General features: G+C 40.8%; 18 protein-coding genes and 1 pseudogene. 16 read left to right on the forward strand and 3 right to left on the reverse strand.

The annotated features are described in order from the left end of the window. Positions 1-119 precede the first annotated feature (119 nt). Positions 120-1415 carry a cation:dicarboxylate symporter family transporter gene (locus R7V76_RS09185; RefSeq protein WP_214765489.1) on the forward strand — a complete coding sequence of 432 codons (1296 nt, stop codon included), beginning with the start codon at positions 120-122 and terminating at the stop codon, positions 1413-1415. A gap of 237 nt (positions 1416-1652) precedes the next feature. Here the strand turns inward: R7V76_RS09185 and R7V76_RS09190 are convergent, their stop codons facing one another. Next, the gene (locus R7V76_RS09190; RefSeq protein ID WP_214765486.1) at positions 1653-1886 is read right to left on the reverse strand and encodes a DUF4305 domain-containing protein; all 234 of its coding nucleotides are present in this window, start codon (positions 1884-1886) and stop codon (positions 1653-1655) included. A gap of 21 nt (positions 1887-1907) precedes the next feature. After that, positions 1908-2600, reverse strand: a complete 693-nt coding sequence (locus tag R7V76_RS09195) for a CPBP family intramembrane glutamic endopeptidase (RefSeq protein ID WP_214849936.1) — start codon at positions 2598-2600, stop codon at positions 1908-1910. Between the two features lie 220 nt (positions 2601-2820). Between R7V76_RS09195 and groES the strand changes: the two genes are divergently transcribed. The 15 genes and pseudogenes from groES (at position 2821) to R7V76_RS09270 (ending at position 20263) form a co-directional block, all read left to right on the forward strand. Then, positions 2821-3105 carry a co-chaperone GroES gene (gene groES, locus R7V76_RS09200; protein WP_012371631.1) on the forward strand — a complete coding sequence of 95 codons (285 nt, stop codon included), beginning with the start codon at positions 2821-2823 and terminating at the stop codon, positions 3103-3105. A gap of 19 nt (positions 3106-3124) precedes the next feature. Then, positions 3125-4762 carry a chaperonin GroEL gene (groL, locus tag R7V76_RS09205; protein ID WP_318092188.1) on the forward strand — a complete coding sequence of 546 codons (1638 nt, stop codon included), beginning with the start codon at positions 3125-3127 and terminating at the stop codon, positions 4760-4762. A 281-nt stretch (positions 4763-5043) separates the two neighbouring features. Then, entirely contained in the window at positions 5044-6801 is a 1758-nt protein-coding gene (locus R7V76_RS09210) for a DNA cytosine methyltransferase (RefSeq protein WP_318092189.1), read from the forward strand. 282 nt (positions 6802-7083) lie between these two features. Then, the gene (locus R7V76_RS09215; RefSeq protein WP_318092190.1) at positions 7084-8181 is read left to right on the forward strand and encodes an ISL3 family transposase; all 1098 of its coding nucleotides are present in this window, start codon (positions 7084-7086) and stop codon (positions 8179-8181) included. Between the two features lie 55 nt (positions 8182-8236). Next, positions 8237-9712 (forward strand): ATP-binding protein, encoded by a 1476-nt coding sequence (locus R7V76_RS09220; RefSeq protein ID WP_318092191.1) that lies wholly within the window; start codon positions 8237-8239, stop codon positions 9710-9712. Beyond that, positions 9699-12362, forward strand: coding sequence for a Z1 domain-containing protein (locus R7V76_RS09225; protein WP_318092193.1), 2664 nt, complete (start codon positions 9699-9701; stop codon positions 12360-12362). The genes R7V76_RS09220 and R7V76_RS09225 overlap by 14 nt, the downstream gene beginning before the upstream one ends. A 1-nt stretch (position 12363) precedes the next feature. Continuing rightward, positions 12364-13374 carry a PD-(D/E)XK motif protein gene (locus R7V76_RS09230; protein ID WP_318092195.1) on the forward strand — a complete coding sequence of 337 codons (1011 nt, stop codon included), beginning with the start codon at positions 12364-12366 and terminating at the stop codon, positions 13372-13374. A 15-nt stretch (positions 13375-13389) separates the two neighbouring features. Next, positions 13390-15225, forward strand: coding sequence for an AIPR family protein (locus R7V76_RS09235; protein WP_318092196.1), 1836 nt, complete (start codon positions 13390-13392; stop codon positions 15223-15225). 5 nt (positions 15226-15230) lie between these two features. Continuing rightward, on the forward strand, positions 15231-15806 hold the full coding sequence (locus R7V76_RS09240; RefSeq protein ID WP_318092260.1) for a GNAT family N-acetyltransferase: 576 nt from the start codon (positions 15231-15233) through the stop codon (positions 15804-15806). After that, positions 15793-16443 (forward strand): HEAT repeat domain-containing protein, encoded by a 651-nt coding sequence (locus R7V76_RS09245; protein ID WP_318092197.1) that lies wholly within the window; start codon positions 15793-15795, stop codon positions 16441-16443. The genes R7V76_RS09240 and R7V76_RS09245 overlap by 14 nt, the downstream gene beginning before the upstream one ends. Next, positions 16419-16730, forward strand: a pseudogene (locus R7V76_RS09250) (hypothetical protein); the annotation flags it as partial. The gene R7V76_RS09245 and the pseudogene R7V76_RS09250, both read left to right, overlap by 25 nt. A 184-nt stretch (positions 16731-16914) precedes the next feature. Beyond that, entirely contained in the window at positions 16915-17490 is a 576-nt protein-coding gene (locus tag R7V76_RS09255; RefSeq protein WP_318092200.1) for a TetR/AcrR family transcriptional regulator, read from the forward strand. A 75-nt stretch (positions 17491-17565) separates the two neighbouring features. Then, positions 17566-18414, forward strand: a complete 849-nt coding sequence (locus tag R7V76_RS09260) for an alpha/beta fold hydrolase (protein ID WP_318092201.1) — start codon at positions 17566-17568, stop codon at positions 18412-18414. Positions 18415-18447: 33 nt separating this feature from the next. Beyond that, on the forward strand, positions 18448-19449 hold the full coding sequence (locus R7V76_RS09265) for an NADP-dependent oxidoreductase (RefSeq protein WP_318092203.1): 1002 nt from the start codon (positions 18448-18450) through the stop codon (positions 19447-19449). 31 nt (positions 19450-19480) lie between these two features. Next, the gene (locus tag R7V76_RS09270; protein WP_318092205.1) at positions 19481-20263 is read left to right on the forward strand and encodes an SDR family NAD(P)-dependent oxidoreductase; all 783 of its coding nucleotides are present in this window, start codon (positions 19481-19483) and stop codon (positions 20261-20263) included. A gap of 64 nt (positions 20264-20327) precedes the next feature. On the opposite strand, the gene R7V76_RS09275 is transcribed toward R7V76_RS09270, so the two are convergent. Further along, entirely contained in the window at positions 20328-22127 is a 1800-nt protein-coding gene (locus R7V76_RS09275; RefSeq protein WP_318092206.1) for an LTA synthase family protein, read from the reverse strand. Between the last annotated feature and the right edge of the window lie 132 nt (positions 22128-22259).

Genomic DNA, 22259 nt, shown 5'->3' on the forward strand with positions numbered 1-22259 from the left:
TAAACGGAAGCCGTCTCTTTGTTTGTATTGTACTATAACAGAACGGTTTGACAACGGTCTGTATTTAGGACAAAATGCTCTTATGTGTTTTTAAATGTGTGAAATTAAGGAGGAAAATTATGGCAGTGACAAAACGTAAGCCACTTGGTTTGGCTTGGCAGATTTTAATCGGATTGATTCTCGGGATTACCGTCGGTGGTATCTTTTACGGGAATCCACATGTCGCGGAGTGGCTGAAGCCAATCGGTGATATTTTTATCCGGATGATGAAAATGATCGTCGTCCCCATCGTCTTTACAACCATCGTTCTCGGTGTCTCGTCAGTCGGAAGTCCGAAAAGTCTCGGACGCCTCGGCGCAAAGACGCTCGGTTACTTTACTATCGTCACGATGATCGCGATCTTTACCGGATTATTCGCAGCAAACCTTGTTGAACCGGGAGCCGGCATCAATATGGCGACACTCGAAAAGACGGATATCTCGACGTACGTCGCAACAGAAGAAACAACGAAAGATCAAGGTCTTGTCGAGAAAATCGTCAGCATCGTACCGACGAACATCTTGGACGCGATGGTGCGTGGCGATATGCTGGCCATCATCTTCTTCTCCGTTCTGTTCGGACTCGGTGTCGGATTCGCGGGTGAAAAGGGCCTACCGGTCGTCCGCTTCTTCGAAGGGGTCGCAGCAGCGATGTTCAACCTGGTTAACATCGTCATGAAGTTCGCCCCGATCGGTGTCTTCGCTTTGATTGGTGTTACGGTCTCGACGTTCGGAATCGAATCACTCGGATCGCTCTTTAAATTGATTGGAACATTGTATGTCACAGCACTCCTGTTCATGGTCATCGTATTCGGATCGATCATGAAATGGGTCGGGATTCGTGTCTCGGATTTCGTCCGTGTCTTCAAAGATGAACTACTCCTCACGTATTCGACGGCATCGTCGGAAACGGTGTTACCACGTGTCATGGAAAAACTCGAAAAAATGGGTGTTCCAAAGTCGATCGTCAGTTTCGTTGTTCCGACGGGTTACTCGTTTAACCTTGATGGATCAGCACTGTATCAAGCTCTGGCGGCGTTGTTCATCGCACAGATGTACAATATTGATTTATCAATTGGTACGCAGTTGACGCTCGTCTTCGTCCTGATGTTGACATCAAAAGGGATGGCCGCTGTCCCTGGGGTTTCGTTCGTAGTATTACTCGCGACACTCGGGACAGTCGGCATTCCGGCAGAAGGACTTGCCTTCATCGCCGGAATCGACCGGATCATGGACATGATGCGGTCTGTCGTTAACGTAACAGGAAACACGCTTGCTTCACTCGTCATTGCGAAGTGGGAAGGTGTTCTGGATTCCGACCAGCTCGACGAATTCATGTCGACGGAAGGTAAGCAGGATCAAATCAAGAGTGCATAATATGACAGCAGACCAGATGAATCGTCATCTGGTCTTTTTTGTTGCCTTAGAAATAGGAGGACGTAATCTGTTGTTCGCTGTCCGCGGTGACGTATTGGTCCCGCCTGTTCCTGACGGAAGCGGAGCTTCCTTTTCCCGCAGAAGTCGGGCGGTGAACACACGACACCTGCTCTTCGACATCATAGCCGCCAATAAAAAAATGAGATCACCGATTAAAGTCGGCGATCTCATTTTGCGTTATTTCTTGTCGTCCTTTTTTTCCTGTTCTTTTTTGATCATCTTCTTGGCTGCCATCCGGAAGCGGAAGATGAGGTAAAGACGATAAAAGTCGACGGCTGCGAACAGTGTTAAGAGAATCGTCCAGAAGTTAAAGACTGTTCCGGCCTCAATCGAGTTGGTATAAGCGAGGTACATGAACAGAATACCGAAGATGGCATAAAACAATGCCATGAAGTTTGAACCTTGTCGCATGAAAACACTACCTTTCGTTAATTAAGTCGTTGCGTAGAGGGCAAGCACGACGATGCCGTTATTAAAGACGTGAATGGCGATCGGTGCGATGATGCGGCGGGTCTTGACGAAGACGAGCGAGAAAACGAAGCTCATCGCGACGTAAATCAAGAATTTATTATCTCCGTGAATCAAACCGAAGATGACACCGCTGAGAACGAAGCTGAAGATGAAGTTCAGTTTGGTCGACAAATTTCCGAACATGATATGGCGGAACAAAAACTCTTCCATGATCGGACCAAGCAGGACGACCATGACTTGAAGAATCGGAATGACCTGGATAGCTTTCATGATTTCATCCGTATTCTGTGATTTCGCGATGTTCTCGATACCACCGGACAGCCAAGCATCCACCAGATTGACACTGATCAGCGAGACATACAACAAGACGATCCCGATCCCGATCCACTTTAACGTATCCATCGTATCGGTCTGATTGCCTTCAGCTTTCCACTTCTGCCAATCAGGACGTAAACAATAGAAGGAAACGATGACGGCTACAGTAAAACCAATCGCGAGCCACCAGCCGAGAACGCTCGGAATCTGACTTTTGGAGAGGAAACTTGGGAAGGTTGCCGGGACAAGTTGCACGATTAAATAAATCACGATTGGAATGACGTGACGGATTTGCCACTTCTCAGCCATGTTAAACGGCAGATTAACGGAATTTTTCATTGTTCGGGACACAACTCCTTTGTAATGAAGGTACTGTCCCGATTGTAACAAACAAACCGACCGGGCGCACGAATGGTGATGGTTCAAAGATGGCGATTTCGGGAAAACGCATAAGGGTTCGGGCTTGAATTCCAACTGAAAACCGTTTAAGATAAAAATATGTTAGCACTCCGATTAAGTGAGTGCTAAAAAACAGTCATGTTCAAGGAGGATGTTTCGCATGTTAAAACCACTTGGTGATCGCATCGTGATCGAAGTCGTTAAAAAAGAAGAAACAACACTCGGAGGAATCGTTCTTCCTGGGTCAGCGAAAGAAAAGCCGCAAGAGGGTAAAGTCGTCGCTGTCGGTACAGGCCGTGTGACGGAACAAGGTGTCCGTGTACCACTTGAAGTGAATGTCGGGGACCATGTCATCTATGCGCAATACGCAGGGTCAGAAGTGAAAGTCGATGGCAACGAATACTTAATCTTACGCGAAAGCGATATTTTAGCAGTAGCAAACTAATCAAAGGGGGATTTCAGTCATGGCAAAAGATATCTTATTCAGTGAAGAAGCACGCCGGGCGATGCTTCGCGGAGTAGACGCATTGGCGGACGCAGTCAAAGTGACGATCGGACCAAAAGGACGTAACGTCGTTCTCGAACGGAAATTCGGTTCACCACTCATCACGAATGACGGTGTGACGATCGCAAAAGAAATCGAACTCGAAGATCACTTCGAAAACATGGGCGCGAAGCTCGTCGCAGAAGTTGCGTCGAAAACGAACGAAATCGCAGGGGATGGTACGACAACAGCGACAGTCCTCGCACAAGCGATGATCCGTGAAGGACTTAAAAACGTCACAGCGGGCGCAAACCCGATGGTCATCCGTAAAGGGATCGAAAAAGCAGTTCGTCGTGCAGTCGAAGAACTCCACGCCATCGCAAAACCAATCGAAGGCAAAGAAGCAATCGCTCAAGTAGCGGCGATTTCAGCAGCTGACGAAGAAGTTGGTCAATTGATCGCAGAAGCAATGGAACGTGTTGGTCAGGACGGCGTCATCACAATCGAAGAATCACGCGGCTTCACGACGGAACTTGATGTCGTCGAAGGCATGCAGTTTGATCGTGGCTATGCATCACCATACATGATCACGGATTCCGATAAAATGGAAGCGGTTCTTGAGAACCCGTACATCCTGATCACGGACAAAAAGATTTCGAACATCCAGGAAATCCTGCCTGTTCTTGAGCAGGTCGTTCAACAAAACAAACCACTCTTGATCATCGCGGAAGACGTCGAAGGCGAAGCACTCGCGACACTTGTCGTCAACAAACTCCGTGGAACGTTCAACGCGGTTGCGGTTAAAGCACCTGGTTTCGGAGACCGTCGTAAAGCAATGCTTGAAGACATCTCGATCGTGACAGGCGCAGAACTGATCACGGAAGAGCTTGGTCTTGATCTGAAAGAAACACAAATCACACAACTCGGTCGTGCGTCGAAAGTCGTCGTCTCAAAAGACAATACGACAATCGTCGAAGGAAACGGGCACAGTGATTCAATCACAGCGCGTGTCGGAGCGATCCGTTCGCAAATCGAAGAAACGACAAGCGACTTCGATCGTGAAAAACTCCAAGAGCGTCTCGCGAAACTCGCAGGCGGCGTAGCCGTCGTCAAAGTCGGGGCAGCAACGGAAACGGAACTGAAAGAACGGAAGCTCCGAATCGAAGATGCACTTAACGCGACACGTGCAGCCGTCGAAGAAGGAATCGTGGCCGGTGGGGGAACAGCCTTCATCCACGTCACGAAAGCCGTTGAATCGATTCTTGCTGTCACAACAGGTGACGAAGCGACAGGTGTCAACATCGTCCTTCGTGCCCTCGAAGCACCGCTCCGTCAAATCGCGGAGAACGCCGGTCAAGAAGGCTCAGTTATCGTCGAGCGTCTCAAACATGAAGCGCAAGGCATGGGTTACAATGCAGCAACGGACGAGTATGTCGACATGATCGAAACAGGAATCGTCGATCCGGCGAAAGTCACGCGTTCAGCCCTTCAAAACGCAGCATCTGTTTCAGCGATGTTCTTGACGACAGAAGCCGTCATCGCCGACAAACCGGAATCAGCCGGTACACCTGCAATGCCTGATATGGGCGGCATGGGTGGAATGGGCGGAATGATGTAATAAAGAATTATAAGTTATTTAAATAGAGAAGGTCTTTCATCAGTTTAGTCAGCTGGTGAAAGACCTTTTTTTATAAAGGTATAAAAAATATTTTATTGCTCGTTAATTTATTTTAATTTCGGTTTAGTTTTTAAAAATAATAAGAAATTATAAATAATTTAATAAGTTCAATATAACAGCATTTTACTTTTTTAAACTAAATTTATTTACACTTTTTTATTGCCAAATCGACTTTCTAGATATATGCTGCTTATATCGAATTATTTTTAGGAGAGAGTAAATTGAATAGTGAATCGCAAAAAATTAAGTTGATCGATCTATTTGCTGGAGCTGGTGGATTAAGTAATGGATTTTTACAAACGGGGAACTTTGAAGTTATAGGTGCCGTAGAAATAAATAAAGATGCAAAAGAGACATATATTCTAAATCATAATAGAAATAAAGATATTATCATTACAGCTAAAGATTCTAGTGTGAGTGATATAAGTCAAATCGACTTTAAACCTTATGCGACTAAAAATACAGTTTATACAAAGGATATTGTTGTTATTGGTGGACCTCCATGCCAAGGTTTTTCTAATGCGAACAGACAAAAAAATTATTTGATATCAGGTAATAATCAACTCGTTAAAGAATTTGCTAGGGCTGTTTATGAAATAAAACCAGTCGCATTTTTAATGGAAAATGTAAAAACAATGAACTCTAAAACCCATAAATTTTTTGTTACACACCATGTTGATGATTCTATCTATGCTTATAGTTCAATTAAGCATCTTGAATCGATTAATAAAAACATGGTGCCATTTTGGAACAAAGATGAATTAGTATTACTGGAGACTAAAAACATAAAAGAGAAAAACCTTATTAAACAGGCACTGAATTTAGACATTAAGAAGACCACTCTTTTGAAGCATGAATATCTATCAAGATTAAAGAGTATAGTTAAAAAGTTAAAAAAGCAGAGCTCTATCAGTATTAATAAAATCGAGGCTAAAGAAATTAAAAATATAGTAATAGATTTAAGATCACTTTTAGCAAGTAATATTATTTTGGAAAATGATATTAAGAAACTCTTTGTAAATACTGCTGAAATCTTAGAATTAATTCTGAGTGAAGATAAATACGACAATAAAACAACTTTAAATACGTTAATTTTATTTTTAGAGATTAATCAATTAGTTAGATATCGAAAAGAATTGCTAGACGAGAAAATCTTAACATTAGGTGAAATTAATATTGATGGTGTAGAAAACTACAAAGTATCAGTTGAGGTATTTTCATACAGCATAGTGGAATATTTATTTAATTTTTTTGGGAGTTTAGGATATAACTTAACATCAGATGTTCTTAATTCAAACGATTTTTTTGTACCTCAAAAAAGACACCGTTTCATATTTATGGGCTTAAGAAATGAAGTATGTATTAGTTCTGATATATCTTTACCAAAGTCAAAAAACAACATTATATTTACTGTTGAAGACGCAATTAAAGATTTATATTTTATTCAACCGAACAAAAATGTATCGGATAATGAATTGATCTATGATGTGAAAAATGATGAAACAACTATGCAAAGTTATTATAGAAGCGGATCGAGTAAAAATGTTATTTATAATCATGTCAATACGGATAGTGAGCCGCTGAGTAAAAAAAGATTTGAAGAAATAAGTGACAAAGGAGGCGGGAATTTTCACAGTCTTTCTGATGAGTTAAAGAATATAACTTACGCTGATGCGTCTAGAACACAAAATACAATTTACTTGAAGCTAGATGGTAAAAAAGCATCTCCGACAGTAGTAAATGTTAGAAAGTCGATGTGGCAACATCCTAATAAAGCAGAAGCTATAAGTATACGCGAAGCAGCTAGGTTACAGTCATTTAGAGATAACTATATATTTGTAGGGTCAAAAGATAAGCAATATCAACAAATTGGCAATGCAGTTCCTCCATTATTAGCGAGGTCTATCGCTGAGACTATGTTAGTACAGATGGGTATTACACCTGTAAACTTATTAAAAGAAGAGTTTGTGAGCAAATGAAGTTCAAAAGGCTTAGAGATAAATTTATCTCTTGGCCTTTTTGTATGAAAAATGAATTAAATCAAATAAACTGGTAAAATAAAAAATAAAGGATATTTGTGGCTCATCACCATAAGGTGTGGTTGACACATAAAATCCATCGGATTTTGAATTGAACATAGAAAAAAAGCGAAAACCCCGGTATCGTAATTGTTGCTTAGACAAACCACGATTGGAGTTTTCGCTTTGTCCCAACAGTTTATCAAATTACTTCTTCCACTTCCAGCCCTTTTTCAAATCCAGATGTCGTCAGATGAAGAACCACACATTTTTCCAGTCACTCCGGATACACATGACATCCCTTGTCCGCTATACGAAAAGAAGACCATCCTACATTCAAAAAAGCGTCGTCGTTTTCGACACGGTCATGCATGGGGAGTCGGTACCTTGTGGATTGAGCTGGATGTTCCACGTCAAAGATGTCTCTCTTGTGATTTGACGTTCGTGTATGACTATGGTCTAGGGCTCGTCCGTACTTCTACCGAAGTGTTTCGAAAAGGCATCACAGAACGGTGTCACGGACGGACGATTTCAGATGTCGCACGTGAATATGAACTTCCTTATACGACGGTAGAACGGTGGTTTTATCAATACGCTTCAGTAGATACAGTGGGACATGCGAAACACATCCTCGTCGATGAGTTCGCCACGAGAAAAGGACACCACTATGCGACAATCGTTCTTGATGCCAAGACTGGACGTCTTCTGTCTATCGTCCCGGGCCGGGACGTATCGGCGATTACGGCTGCGCTTCAAGGTGTACTTGGAGATGTTCGTTCTGTCGTCAGTGATTTTGCACCTGCAATGGCGAAGGCAACTACTCGTGTCTTCCCGAATGCAACGCATGTGCTGGATCGTTTTCATCTCATCCAGTTCTTCACGGATGCTCTTCGCCGACGACGTCGTTTTTTGAACGAGGCAAGACGACATCACCATGTTCGTATGATTGATCGTGCCCTCGCTTGTCGTCCGGAAGTATTGTCCCTTGAGGACCGAGAGGTCGCCCGTTTTTGTCTTCTGGAAGACTCCTTTACTCGAGATCTCTACCAAGGGCTTCAACATATCCGATATGTTTTGAAAGCAACGTGCGACAGGCAGGCCAACCGAAGACTGACAGACTGGCTAGAGCGTTTTCAATTCCATCCGTGCGGACCTCTTGCGAAAATCGCGAAAGCGATCAGTGGTCGTAAAGAAGCGATGTGTCAAACCATTGTGTCAACGCTCTCAAACGGAAAAATGGAAGGAACGAATAATAAGATTAAACTCATCAAACGTCGTGCTTACGGTTACCGAAACCTCAAACGATTCTTTTTGAGATTGCGTCTTGAGCTTGGTCGTTAAAATAGCAACCACGCGTTATGGTGATGAACCATATTTGTGGAAACGAGGTAACTAAATGGACGAAATAATAACGCAACCTTCAGCTGCTCCAGTTATTCAAGCTTTAAGAAGTATCGGATACAATTCACAAACTGCTATAGCTGATTTAATTGATAATAGTATTGATGCGAAAGCAAATAAGATTAGCATTGATTTTTCATACAATGAAGGTAATGGCTCTATTAAGATAACTGATGATGGTATTGGTATGACTGAAAAGGAATTACAAATAGCTATGACTATTGGATCAAAAGATCCAAGGGATAAACGTGAACGTGAAGAGCTAGGTAGATTTGGTATGGGATTGAAAACAGCAGCATTTTTTTTAGGCAAAAGATTAACTGTTATTAGTAAAAAAAATTCTAAGTTATCTGTAAGGTGTTGGGACTTAGATTACGTTAGTCAAGAAAATGAATGGTTACTCTATAAATCACTTCCTTCAGATATTGAATTAGATGCTAATGAAATACAAGGAGATAACGGAACTATTATATTTATAGATAAACTTGACAGATTTTGTGGCTATAGAACTAATAATATTGTTAAGTCGAGTAGCTTTTTTAATAAAATAAATCGTATCCAAAAATATTTGGAGTTGGTATTTCATCTTTTATTAACAGACATTCAATTAAATATTAACGATAATCAGTTACTACCATGGAGTCCATTTTTAGAAGAAAACCCTAGATGCTATGAAGGCGAAGTACAATACCTTCAATTGAATGGTAAAAAAATCATTGTGACTCCGTATGTACTTCCGCATCCTTCGACTTTTAATAGGAAAGATTATAAGAAAGCAGCAGGTATTAAAGGTTGGAGGGATCAACAAGGTTTTTATATTTATAGAGAGAATAGATTAGTATCTTATGGTGATTGGTTTGGACTTTTTTCTAAGGATGCAATTTCAGAGTTAGTAAGAATAAAAATAGAATTTACTAATGAATCTGATGAAGAATGGAAACTAGACATAAAAAAATCTACTGTCAATATACCAGAAGACATTAAAGAAGCATTGGGAGCGATAGCAAAATATTATAGACAACTTTCTCATGAAATAATGCTTTATAAAACTAGAGCATCCCGAACAGGAGATAAAGTAAAAGGTTCGTTGAATACATGGGAATTGGAATCAGATGATAATATCAGCAACTATATAATAAACAGAAATCATCCTGTGCTAATACATATTTTGAAACAACTAGATAGTAATATAAAAAGACAACTAAACTTATATATTAAATTAATTGAGCTAGGATCTCCGAATAATTTGTTGAAGACAGAATCAATGGTTAAGCAAGAGAATCAAAAAATTGATGAAAATCAAAAGAAAACTATCGTAGATTATGCAGAAATAATCGTCAATTCCGGTATAAAGATTAGCTTAGATCAAATTTCCGAATCCATCTCTCTCATGAGTGGTTTTGAGAGCATAGACGTTCATACAATAAAAAATATTTTAAAGAAAGATGTGAGTTTTAATGTCGAATTTTGATAAATATAGCTACATGATTATGGTTGATAATTTATTTACAACATTTAAAAATTTTGGTATGAATGACCCTTTAGAACAAGCGATCGAAACAACGGAAAAGCATTTCATTTATGATCTAGACAATGATTTAAAAGAAAGTTTATCTTTAGAAGCTTATGCGAAATATGGCTCAATTAACATAGACAAGCCTAGTGTCTTAAAAAGAAATGGGTTATCCAATTGGGATAAACATTCTAGAGGATATTCATATTTTTGGCCAAGATATGAAAAATATCTATTAAGTGAAAAGAATTGGGATGATGAGACCGTCAGGTCGATAGATGTTTCTACCGACACAATTCTTGATTGTATCGGTAATCCGAAAGGTGAAGAAGAATTTGATAATAGAGGACTAGTATTAGGTTATGTTCAGTCAGGTAAAACTGCTAACTTTACAGGATTGATAAATAAAGCGTTTGATGTGGGTTATAAACTGATAATCGTTTTAGCTGGTATGCATAACGATTTAAGAACTCAAACACAACTTCGACTAGAAAAAGAAATAGTTGGAACTATAAATTCTATTACAAAAGAAAAACAAGGAGTGGCTAAGATAAAAACTGGAGGTACGCAAATAGAAACATGGACAACACCGCAAGAAGATATTTCAACAGCAAATGCTATTGGAATTAAAAATTTAGATAAGCCTATATTAGCAGTTGTAAAAAAACACAAAGATGTTCTTCCAAACCTCATTGAATTGATTAAGAGAAGTATTAATATGTCGGGGGTGAATCCACCGGCTCTAATTATTGATGACGAAGCAGATCAAGCTAGCGTTGATACGAGAGGAAAATCTCAACCTAGTACTATAAACAAACATATTAGAGAATTGTTAAACTTATTTAATAAAAAGGCATATGTAGGCTACACTGCTACACCGTTTGCTAACTTATTAATAGCTGCTGATACTAAACATAATGATTTCGGGATTGATTTGTATCCAAAAGACTTTGCAATATCTTTGCCTAAGCCGAAACAGTACTGTGGTCCAGACGAATTTTTTAATACATCTGGATACATGGAGGATAATAAACCACTATACGTTAGGCATCTTAGCGAAAAAGATATTGATGTGTTAAACGATATCAAAACCAAAGATGATAAAAATTTATTTAAGGAAGTACCTCCATCTATGGAAGAGGCTATACTTTCATTTTTACTAACTATTGCTATTAGAAATTTAAGAGGACAAAGAAAAGAACATAATTCTATGCTTATACATACAAGCAGGTTTACAGATGTTCAAAATTCGATGTGTAGTGTAATCGATAAGTTTTATAAAAAATTATCAAACGAGATACTCTATGATTCAAATAGTCAGTATATAAATAAATTAAAATCTTTATATGACGAAGACATTGTATCAACTCAAATAAGAGAAGATGCATATGATGAAGAATACCAAATGTTTTCTTGGATCGAGGTTTACAAAGAGGTCAGGAATATTACTGGTAAAGTAGAAGTAATGGAGATAAATGGTGAAAGTGAAGACGCACTAGAGTACGAGAAGCATAAGGAGAACGGCTTAAATGTAATTGCAATCGGTGGTAATAAGTTATCGAGAGGCTTAACGTTAGATGGACTATCTATTTCTTATTATTACCGGAATAGCGCAATGTACGATTCGTTAATGCAGATGGGAAGATGGTTTGGATATCGAAAAGGTTATATGGATTTATGCCGTATATATACCAGTAAAGAACTAGCTGACAATTTCGAGCACCTAGCAGTTGTAATGAGTGAGCTAAGAGAAGAATTTAAAAAATATGATGAATTACGAGTTACTCCTGAAGAATATGCTGCAAAAATGAAGGATCATGAAAGTATGAGTGTTACTAGTCCGAATAAAATGAAGGCAGCGGAAAAAAATCCGGATTATTCAAATAGTTTACAACAAACACGGTTATTTGATAGAGATAAATCTTTTTATGTTCAAAATATGAAAGCAACGCTTAAATTACTTAATAAAATAGAAAATCAATTTGAAATAAAAGAAGGATCAACGCGTTATCATATAGCCAAAGATATACCAAGTAACAGTATCATTGAATTTTTATTGAACTATCAAACTAGCAAAACTGCTACAAAGGTAAATAGTAAAAAAATAGCCAGTTATATATCTGACTTAAATATCAAGGGTAAGTTTAATGAGTTTAATGTTGCGATTGTTGATGTAACACCTAGTACGTTAGAAAGTAAACTAGTAAAAACAAAAAGAATAGAAAAGTGGAAAGTAAACCTAGGACCAATATCAATTAAAAGTGCAGTTTTAAGAAGTATTGATAAAGATAAAGGAAAAGGTAGCCAACATGTAGATTTGGGTGCAGTCGTTGCTTCGAATCAAGAGTTTATAGATATTGGAAATAGTTCGAATAAAAAAAGCATAAACAAACAATTAAGAAATAAGGAAAATCCGCTCTTACTGATATATCCGTTACACCCGGATGTAGAACCATTTAGAAAATTAAATATAGATTTTAGCGAAGACTTGGTACCAATAGGATTTGCTTTATCTTTTCCGGATACAAAACAAAATCAATCATCGGATAATAAAACAAAAAATGGTTATGGATACATTGAAAATGGAACAGTCGGGAGGGATAAATAATATGATTAGTATATCCAATAGTTTTAATGGACTAGTTGAACTTGCATCTAAAGATGAGAATAAGGATGTATATCAATTAAAACCAATCTACTTTCAAAAACCATACTTATTGATAGGATTTGATTTATTAAACAGTCAAAAGCGCCTATACATAGATATTACCGATGAAAGTTGGGATGACGAGCAACTAAAGGCTTTCCCAAAATGGCGAGGATTTCAAATCAATCAAGAATATTTTTCTAAAATTGGACCTCTTAAAGAAAAAAATTTTTTAATTATATCGCAAGAAGTAGATGAAAGTGATGATATATTTGAAAACGTCCTTCAAAATATTGTTGATCATATTCTGATAGATGAAGAACTACCTTTATATACGTCACTTTATGAAGTACTGGATAGATGGCATAACTTTTTCAAAAAGAATTGGGAAACAAAACTTTCTGAAGAAGAAGAAGCAGGGTTATTTGGAGAATTATATTATATCGACAAATGGTTAAAGTATTATCCATCAGAACCCCCTTTGATTATTAATGATTGGAAAGGTCCTTTAAGATTTAGAATAGATTTTGTAACAAAGAAAAGTGGTATAGAAATTAAAACGCTTTCTCCAAAAATAAGAGATGAAGTTAAAATTTCAAATGAGAAGCAACTTGAGCTTAACCCAGTAATAAACGAATTATTTTTGTATGTATTAAAAATAGAGAAAAACGATATGGTTGGTGATACTTTAAAAGATATTTCAGAAAACATTGAAGAAAAGCTTATTAAAAGAGCCCCTTCTCTTGCAGTTAAATTCAGAGAAACACTTTTATTAAATAATATACGAATAGAAGAATACAATACTAATCATTTTTTCGTACACGAAGAACTTGCCTATGAAGTAAAAGAAAAATTTCCTAGAATAGAATCAAAAGAACTATCTAAAGGAATAAGTAGGATTTCTTATTATTTAGACTTGACTCATTGCGAAGAATTTATGGTGAATGTGGATGATGTATTTAAATTGAAGTAAAAAGGAAGTAGAGAAATGATTGAAAACAAAAGAAAAATTGAATTCTTGCAAGAGTTTTTAGATACAGTTGAAAAAAAAGCAAATACAGTAGGATCAAGACAAGCACCATTTTTACAAGAAGTATTACCATACATAAGTCCGGAGGATGAACCAACTCCGATATACTATTCTAAAAAGAATTCAAAGATACAAATAAATGGTTATCTTTATTTTGAAAATTTAAATATCCTTAATCTTTATATTGTTGATTATGAGCCACTCTTTACAATTGATTCTATACCTGTAATTAATGCAACTGAAATAAAAGAAGTGGCAAACAGAGCCAAAAGATTCTTTACAAATGCAGATTCTATTTTTGAAGCATCAGACAAGTCTATGGAATTTATTGACTTGATTAAATTGATAAAAAGTGATCGCGATGAGATAGAGGAAATTAATATATTTGTAGTCTCAAATAAGTTCTACCTTACAAATCGACCAATAGATTTATCCATCCCGGGAATTGAAACTGTGAATGTGCATGTATGGGATATGGACAGAGTTTATAAACTTTCAGAAGCAGAGCAGGGTATAAGAGAGTTTGATATTCAGTTTGTTGAAGAATATGATTCAGTCATTCAACTAATGCACGTTCCAAAATCTACAAATAATAGTTTAATAGATTGCTATATTGGTGCTATTCCTGCGGTTTTATTAGCCAAATTATATGATGATTGGGGACCGAAATTAGTAGAAAGAAATGTACGTTCGTTTCTACAGGCGCGTGGTGGTACAAATAAAGGTATAAGGGAAACATTAAAAGATTCAGAACAGCGAGAGTTGTTTGTTGCTTATAATAATGGAATTTCTAGCGTTGCTAAATTTGGTGATATTGTTCAAGTCGGAGATTCAAATCTTTATGAAATTAAGTCGTTAACTAGTTGGCAAATTGTGAATGGGGGACAAACGACTGCTTCAATTCATCAAGCCTACAAAAATGGAGTTGATTTAGAAGATATATATGTACAAACAAAATTGACTATTTTAAATACAACTGAGCTAACAACTTCTTTAAATATTGATCGTCACGATTTAGAAGATCAATTGATTACAAAAATATCTGAATACGCAAATACTCAAAACAAGATAAATAAATCTGATCTTTTAGCTAACACAAGATTTATGTCAGATATTGAAATATTGTCACGTAGTACATGGATACCTGCATTTAATAATCTAAAAGAAGAATCTAAATGGTACTTTGAACGGGCTAGAGGTCAATATATGGTTGATATCAGCCGTCGTTCTAAAGGAAAAGAACAAACTGCATTCAAAAAAATGTATCCTAAAGAAAATGTTATAACAAAGGTTGAATTAGCTAAATATTTCATGTCTTGGGATGGTTACCCTCACGTTTCAAGTAAAGGTGGAGAAGAAGCTTTCAAGAAATTTATGGATCTTAATAGTCAATATTGGAAGCTTAGTTTAAATGATAACGAGGAATCTAGCAATCCGATACAAAACATTAGTAGTGATTTTTACAAGGAATTAATTGCTAGAAAATTAATTAATGTTTATGTGGCAAAAATAGTAGATGGTATGCAACTCAAAGGGTATAGAGCAAATGTTATTTATTACACCGTTGCTATGCTTGGCTATATATACAAGGAACGCATTTCTTTGATTGATGTATGGAATATGCAAGAATTATCTGATGATTGGAAAGATGTTGTTAGAATTATTGCTGCAAATGCATTAAATTATTTACGCGAGTCAGCAGGCGAACAAAATGTGACACAATGGGCTAAAAAGCAGGATTGTTGGGATGGATTTATTAAGGAGTCAGCTTCCGTACTGGAATCATTAATATGAAGTATGTGAAGCGATTAAAAAAAATATCAATAAAATCTTTAGAAAAAAATTTTATTGATGTAGTGAACCATTCGAACGAATCTTTTCCAATCATCGGAAAAGTTTTCCCGAGTTTTTCGAACGGCGTCTGGTCCTATGAAGAAGAGTTATACGAGACTCCATCTGAAATCCGCTTCCCGGATGACAAACTGGATTGGTCTGCTTATATCGACAGCAGTGAAAAAATCGTCTTGTTGGCCTTCCATGAAGACGCGTGTATTGGTCAGATCCGTCTCGTCAAAGACTGGAACCGGTTTGCCTATATTGAAAACATCGCCGTCAAAAAGGATTTCCGGAAAAGCGGTGTCGGTCACTTGCTGCTTGAAGCAGCTGAAACCTGGGCAAAGGAACAGTCGTTGATCGGCTTATCGCTTGAAGCGCAAAATGATAACTTGATTGCCTGCCGTTTTTACGTCAAAGAAGGATTTGTCCTCGGTGGAGTCGATACGCTGAAACAGTCAGCTAATTCAAACATTGATCTGACGCTGTACTGGTATAAACTGTTTAAGAAGACTAAAGGAACTGTCGATGAACAAAGATGAATTGATCGCATTAGCGGAACAGATGTCGATCGACGAGTATGTGTACGATGAAGAACGGGGTTATTCCACGAGTGAAGGGTCACCGTCTGACTTGGCGTATGAAATAGCACGTTGCTTTCAGGATATTCAAATGCTTCCTATTTTAATGGACCTGCTTGAACAGACTAAACGGTTGGACATGAAACAGGATTTCTACTTTATGCTGGGGACGATTGGTACGAACACAGGCGATGTACGTGTTGTTGACCTACTGTTAGAGCGGTTGGCGCAAGAGACGAAGCCGACACTGATTGTCAGTATCCTCGATGAACTGGCAAAACAGGAACGGGTGGATGACGCGACGGATATCATCAAGTATGTCGAGGATTCCCGTTCGGCTATTCGAAATTCGGCGATTGATGCACTCGGCTCCTGTCGGGGGGCTTTAGCAGAAGAGGCGTTAATTCGATTCATTACGACCTCCACCGATTCGTTTGAGATCATGAGTGCGAATTTTGTGTTGGCAACGATTGGGACGAAGCGGGTGATTCCGCATCTGTTACCTTTCCTCGATCTCATCCGAAAGGTGATGTCCGGCACTCGGCACTCAATGCGCTTAGTGAACTCGGAGACGATACGTTCCTGCCGATGTTTATAAAAGGTTTGGAGGATCGGTCGATTGAAGTCAAAGCATATGCATTGCTTGGAATTTCGAAACACGGGGATGCATCCGCTATTCAGCCGGTCATCAAACGGCTGAAGACCATGTTGAAGCGGCAGCGGCAGATTCAAAGTGACGATGGTCTGGTTGCACTGCGTTTTTTGAATCGCTATCGACAATCGGATAAGACGATTCCGGTATTATTTGACTGGATCGTCACAAAAAAATGGAATGTCCTGTTTGACGACGAGCAACAGTGGTTAAAAATGAACCATCCAAATTGAGAGATGACTTCAACAGCTGTTGGAGTCATCTTTTGTTCTCTATCAAAAACAAAACTTTATTCTTTACTAATCGTTCTAGAAAGGGTATGATCGGTTTGTAATCAGATATCAGCTTACCCTTTTTAGAACGAACATTCTAAAAAACAGCGATGATAGTTTTTGCAACGATTGAAGGAGAAATGACATGGCTAGAAGTAAAGAGTTTGACGAAACGGTTGTCTTAAAAAAAGCGATGGAGTTGTTTTGGGAGCAAGGCTACGAAAAAACATCGATGCAGGATTTAGTCGACCGTATGGGCATCCATCGGAGAAGTATTTATGACACGTTTGGTGACAAACGTTCATTGTTCCTGGCGGCTCTCGATGAATATGAAAAATTCATTACGCATGAGATGGAGACGATCATCCGCCAAAAGACGTCGGTTCACGCGGCGATCCGTGATGTGTTCCTGTTCATCCTTCGTTCTTCGGACCAGTATCCAAAAGGATGTCTGTCAGTGAATGCGGCAGTCGAACTGTCCTTACTTGATCAGGAAATCGACCGGCTCGTGACAGCGATGTTCAACCGGACGGAAGGCATGTTCGAGGATTTGATCCGGCACGGACAGCAAAACGGCGAACTGTCGGGCGATATCGATCCGGTACAGACGGCGCGTTTTTTGCACAACAATCTGATTGGTCTGCGCGTGTTGATCAAAACGAACTACAGTCAAAAAGAATTAGAAAGTATCATCACCCTGGCACTCAAAGTGCTGGACTGACTTTCTTTTTTTTACTCATTCTAGAACGTTCATTCTAAAAAACAGCTTTACTACATTTTAAGGAGGAAAACAATCATGACTACTATTCAACTACCGACACAATCACAATTTATCGAAGCAGCAGGAACACGGTATGCCTACCGGACGATGGGACAAACAGAAGGCACACCGCTCGTCCTGTTCGTCCACTTCAGAGGAACAATCGAAAACTGGGATCCGAAACTGTTGGCACCGCTCGCAGCGACACGCCCGGTCATTCTGTTCGACAATAAAGGAGTCGGGGAGACGGACGGTGAAACACCGGACAGCGTGACGGAGATGGCACAAGATGCGATCGCCTTCATCCGGGCACTCGGTCACGAACAAGTCGACGTCCTTGGTTTTTCAATCGGCGGTATGGTCGCACAGGAAGTCGCACTTCAAGCACCACACCTGGTCCGGAAAATGATTTTGGCGGGAACGTCGCCGGAAGCGGGCGTCAATCCGAGCGCGGAAATCTTTGAGCGGATGAACCGGCACGAAGGAACGGAAGAGGACGGCATCAACGATTTCATGTTCTTCTTCTATGGACCAACCGAGACGAGCCGGGCAGCCGGAATGGCGTCGCTTGAACGGATTTTTGCACAGAAACAATTTAACAGCTCGGATCAGGTCAAAGAGGCGCAGATACGGTCCGTTGGAAAATGGGCGCAGGCGAAGCCGGACGAAGACTACGAATGGTTACGGACGATCGAACATCCGGTCCTCGTGACAAACGGCGTCGATGACGTCATGGTTCCAACGCAAAACAGTTACATCCTGACGGAAAAAATGCCGAACGCACAGCTGATCATTTATCCGGATTCAGGTCACGGTCACTTGTTCCAATTCCCGGAACTGTTTGCTGCACACGTCAACTTATTCCTGGATTCCGATGCAGTTTGAGCATCTGTCGGTACAGACAAAGGAGGACCTCTCATGAAAGCTGCTCAAATCAGTAACTATTCCAAAACCATCCAGGCTCAGGTGAACGAAGTACCTGTGCCTGACATCAACGACCACGAAGTATTGATCAAAGTCAAAGCCGCTGCCATCAATCCGCTTGAGATGCTGATCATGACGGGCAGCGTCAAGCTCATCCAGGATTACGCGTTCCCGTTGACGATTGGAAACGAACTGGCCGGTGTCGTTGAAAAAGTCGGGAAACAGGTGCGCGGCTTTTCGGTCGGCGATGATGTCTACAGCCGTTTGCCGATTGAAAAAATCGGAGCGATCGCCGAATACGTAGCCGTCGATGCAGCAGCTCTTGCCATCATGCCGAAAAATGTATCGTACGAAGAGGCGGCAGCTGTAGCACTGACCGGATTGACGGCTTATCAGGGACTGCATGAAGAATTAAACGTCCGGTCCGGTAAAACGGTCTTTATTCCGGGCGGGTCCGGCAGTTTCGGTCAAATGGCGGTTCCGATCGCGAAAACGCTCGGACTGAAAGTGATTGTCAGCGGAAATGCCGAATCCCGTGAACGGACGATGCAGCTCGGTGCCGACCAATACCTCGATTATGCGACGCAAAACTATGAGGAGCTTTTGACGAACGTCGATTATGTCATCGATACGCTCGGACCAAAGGAATTCAAAAAAGAACTCAGCATTCTGAAGCAGGGCGGACGATTGTTGTCACTGCGGACCGGTCCCAATAAACGGTTTGCACAGGACCGGAAATTTCCGTTTTGGAAACAGACCTTATTTTCACTCGCCGGCGCCGGTTATGACCGGGCAGCGAAAAAACACGGTGTCGAATACCGGTTCATCTTCGTCCGCTCAGACGGCGGTCAGTTAAAAGAAATCACGTCAATCGTCGAAGCGAATCAAATCGTTCCGGCTCTACATCCGCAACAGTTTACAATCGGTGAAATCAATAAAGCGCTGGAATTAGTCGCGATAGGACGTCCGAAAGGGAAAGTCATCATTACGTTTTAACGTTGGATGAGAAAGAAAAGGAGGGATTCCTATGCGGAAAACCGTTTTAATCACGGGTGTCTCCGGCGGCATCGGTAAGGAACTGGCCGACCGGTTTGCCCGGGACGGATATGAGATGGTGCTCGTTGCCCGGAGTGAAGCGAAGATTTTAGAACTCGCGACACATTATCAAATGACGTACGGTGTCGACGTCACGGTCATCGCGAAAGATGTCGCGGCACCCGGTGTACCCCAGGAAATTTTTGACGAGTTGCATCAGAAAAAGATTCAGGTTGATTATTTGATCAACAACGCCGGATTTGGTCTGTTTGGACCGTTTGTCGAAACGGATCTCGAACAGGAAACGAACATGATTGACGTCAATATCAAAGCATTGACGATCATGACAAAATTGTTTTTACCGGGTATGGTACAGCGGAATCAGGGTGGCGTCATGAATGTCTCCTCGATGGTCGGCTTTTTCCCGGGACCGTTAATGTCGGTCTACCATGCGACGAAAGCATACGTCCTATCCTTCACGGAAGCCCTTGAAAATGAAGTCAGCGGGACAAACGTAACGGTAACGGCGCTTTGTCCGGGCCTGACGGCAACCGGATTCGCTGACCGCGCCAGCATGGAGAAATCAAACATGCTGCAAGGTAAAGTGATGGAAGCAAGCGAAGTCGCCGACATCGGCTACCGCGGATTTCTAAAGGGCGAGACGCTGATCATCCCCGGCACACAGAACCGGATCTTTTCGTTTGTTCCGCGTCTCCTGCCGCGCAAACAGATTACCCGGATCATCCGTAAGATGCAGGACGGGGCGAAAACTTAATCTCTACAACAAAAAGAAGGCGCGGAATTCACATCCGACGCCTTCTTTTATTATGAGAAAAAATTCATTCCAATCCGTTTTTTTCGATGATGGCATCCGACAGACGCAAATCGTTTCGAACCTGTTTCGTCTGCGGTTGGCACATCTTACGCGCGACTGCTTCTTTTGTAGAGACGTCATAACACGTGCCGTTGCCTGCTTTCCCAGTCAGTTTCGCTTTATAATAATAACCTTTATAACGGAATGAACCGTCGCGGAACGCCGTCAGGTTCGGTTCATCGTCAAGCAAAGAGTGTCCCGTCATATACGGGGCATCGAGGTTAAGCAAGTCGATAATCGTTGGAGCAATATCAATTTGTCCGCCGTTTTCTTGGATCGTTTCACCCATGTCCTGATTCGGTTTCTTGATGAACAGCGGTACACGGCGGTCGAGTTCAAAAGTATCGACCGCATTGTCGATGTTTGCTTTTTGCTGCATCTCACCATCTTCGTTCGTCAGACCGCTGTCATGGTCGCCGTAAAAAATGACGAGTGTGTCGTCCCACATGTCTTTTTTCTTTAGTTCTTCGACCATTTGTCCGACCGCTCCGTCGACGTAATGAATGGTTTGATAATACCGTTTCAGCATCGGTTCATCATAACCGGATAGGTCGAGTTGCTGTTCGTCCTTCGGAATTTCATACGGGGTGTGACTCGTCAAGGCGACGAGGAACGAGAAGTACGGTTCCTTTAACGTTTCCATGTGTTCAATCGATTTTTGGAAAAACTGTTTATCGTTTAATGCCATACCGATTTTCTTTTGTTTCGGATAATCGTCCTGGCTGAAAAAATGTTTGAAGCCGATGTTTTGATAGACTTGATCGCGGTTCCAAAAGCCTTTTTCATACGCATGCATGGCGGCCGTGTCATACCCGTTCGTACGCAACAGATCCGGCAACGCGTCAAACTCGTTGTCCGGGAACCGGGTATAGACAGAGCCCGACTTTAATGGATAAAGCGACGTGTTCGTAATGAATTCGGCGTCCGACGTCCGTCCTTCGTGTGTCTGATGGTAAAACGACGGGAAATACAGCGATTCTTTTTTCAGCTGATTTAAGTTCGGCGTCAATGTCTGACCGTTAATCTGTTGCCCGATAACGGAAGCCTGGAACGATTCGAGCTGGACGAGAATGATGTTCGGTTTTTTCGTGGCGCCACTCGTGCCGGAAGTCGTATTTTTATCGACTTGCTGTTGTTCTGCCTTCGTCAAACCGTCTGTTGGAGCAAGCGCACTTTGAATGCCCCGAACCAGATCAATTCCGTGGTAACCCCAAAATCCGAGCTGATAATAGTCACGCATATCAGACACGGACCGGCTGAGATGTTGGTCTTCTTTGACGATGCTGTATGAGAGGGGAACGGCAAACAAAACGGCACCGGTGAGAAAAGTCAGCCCGGCTGTCTTGCAGCGTGTCTTTTTCGCAATAGAAAACGTCCGGTGTCGCATAAAGAATAAAAATCCGAGGAAAATCAGACTGTCCGCAAACAGTAAAAAGTCCTTCGGCAGGATCAAAGCGGCAAATCCGCTGCTGACATCGCCCATCTGCATCATCTGTGACATCAGGGAGACAGACAGGAAATCGTTAAAATAACGGTAATACCACATGTCGGAAATCAGCAACAGGCTGTGGGCGATCAACAGACCAAGCCAAATCCAACGGCGTTTTTTCCATTCAATCAATAAAGTCCAACTTGATAACAGCAGCATGCCGCCGAGGTTCATGAAAAAGAGATCAACTGGGAAAGCCGTGTCGGTATAAAAGCTGAACAGCACGAATTTTAACGTGCCCAATAATAAGTAGAAAGCGTAGCCGAGTCCAATCATCATTTGCTCCTAACGTTCGTCGTAGTCGTGAGATAATCTATACCCTTAACCGGAGGAGAACGAACGTTTGGAGTGTGTTAATTCTATTTGAAATATGCCAAGATGCTTAAGGCATGAAGCAGGTCTTTGGAA

Origin of the sequence: Exiguobacterium artemiae (genome assembly GCF_033342815.1) — a bacterium.
Taxonomy (GTDB): Bacteria; Bacillota; Bacilli; order Exiguobacteriales; family Exiguobacteriaceae; genus Exiguobacterium_A; species Exiguobacterium_A artemiae_A.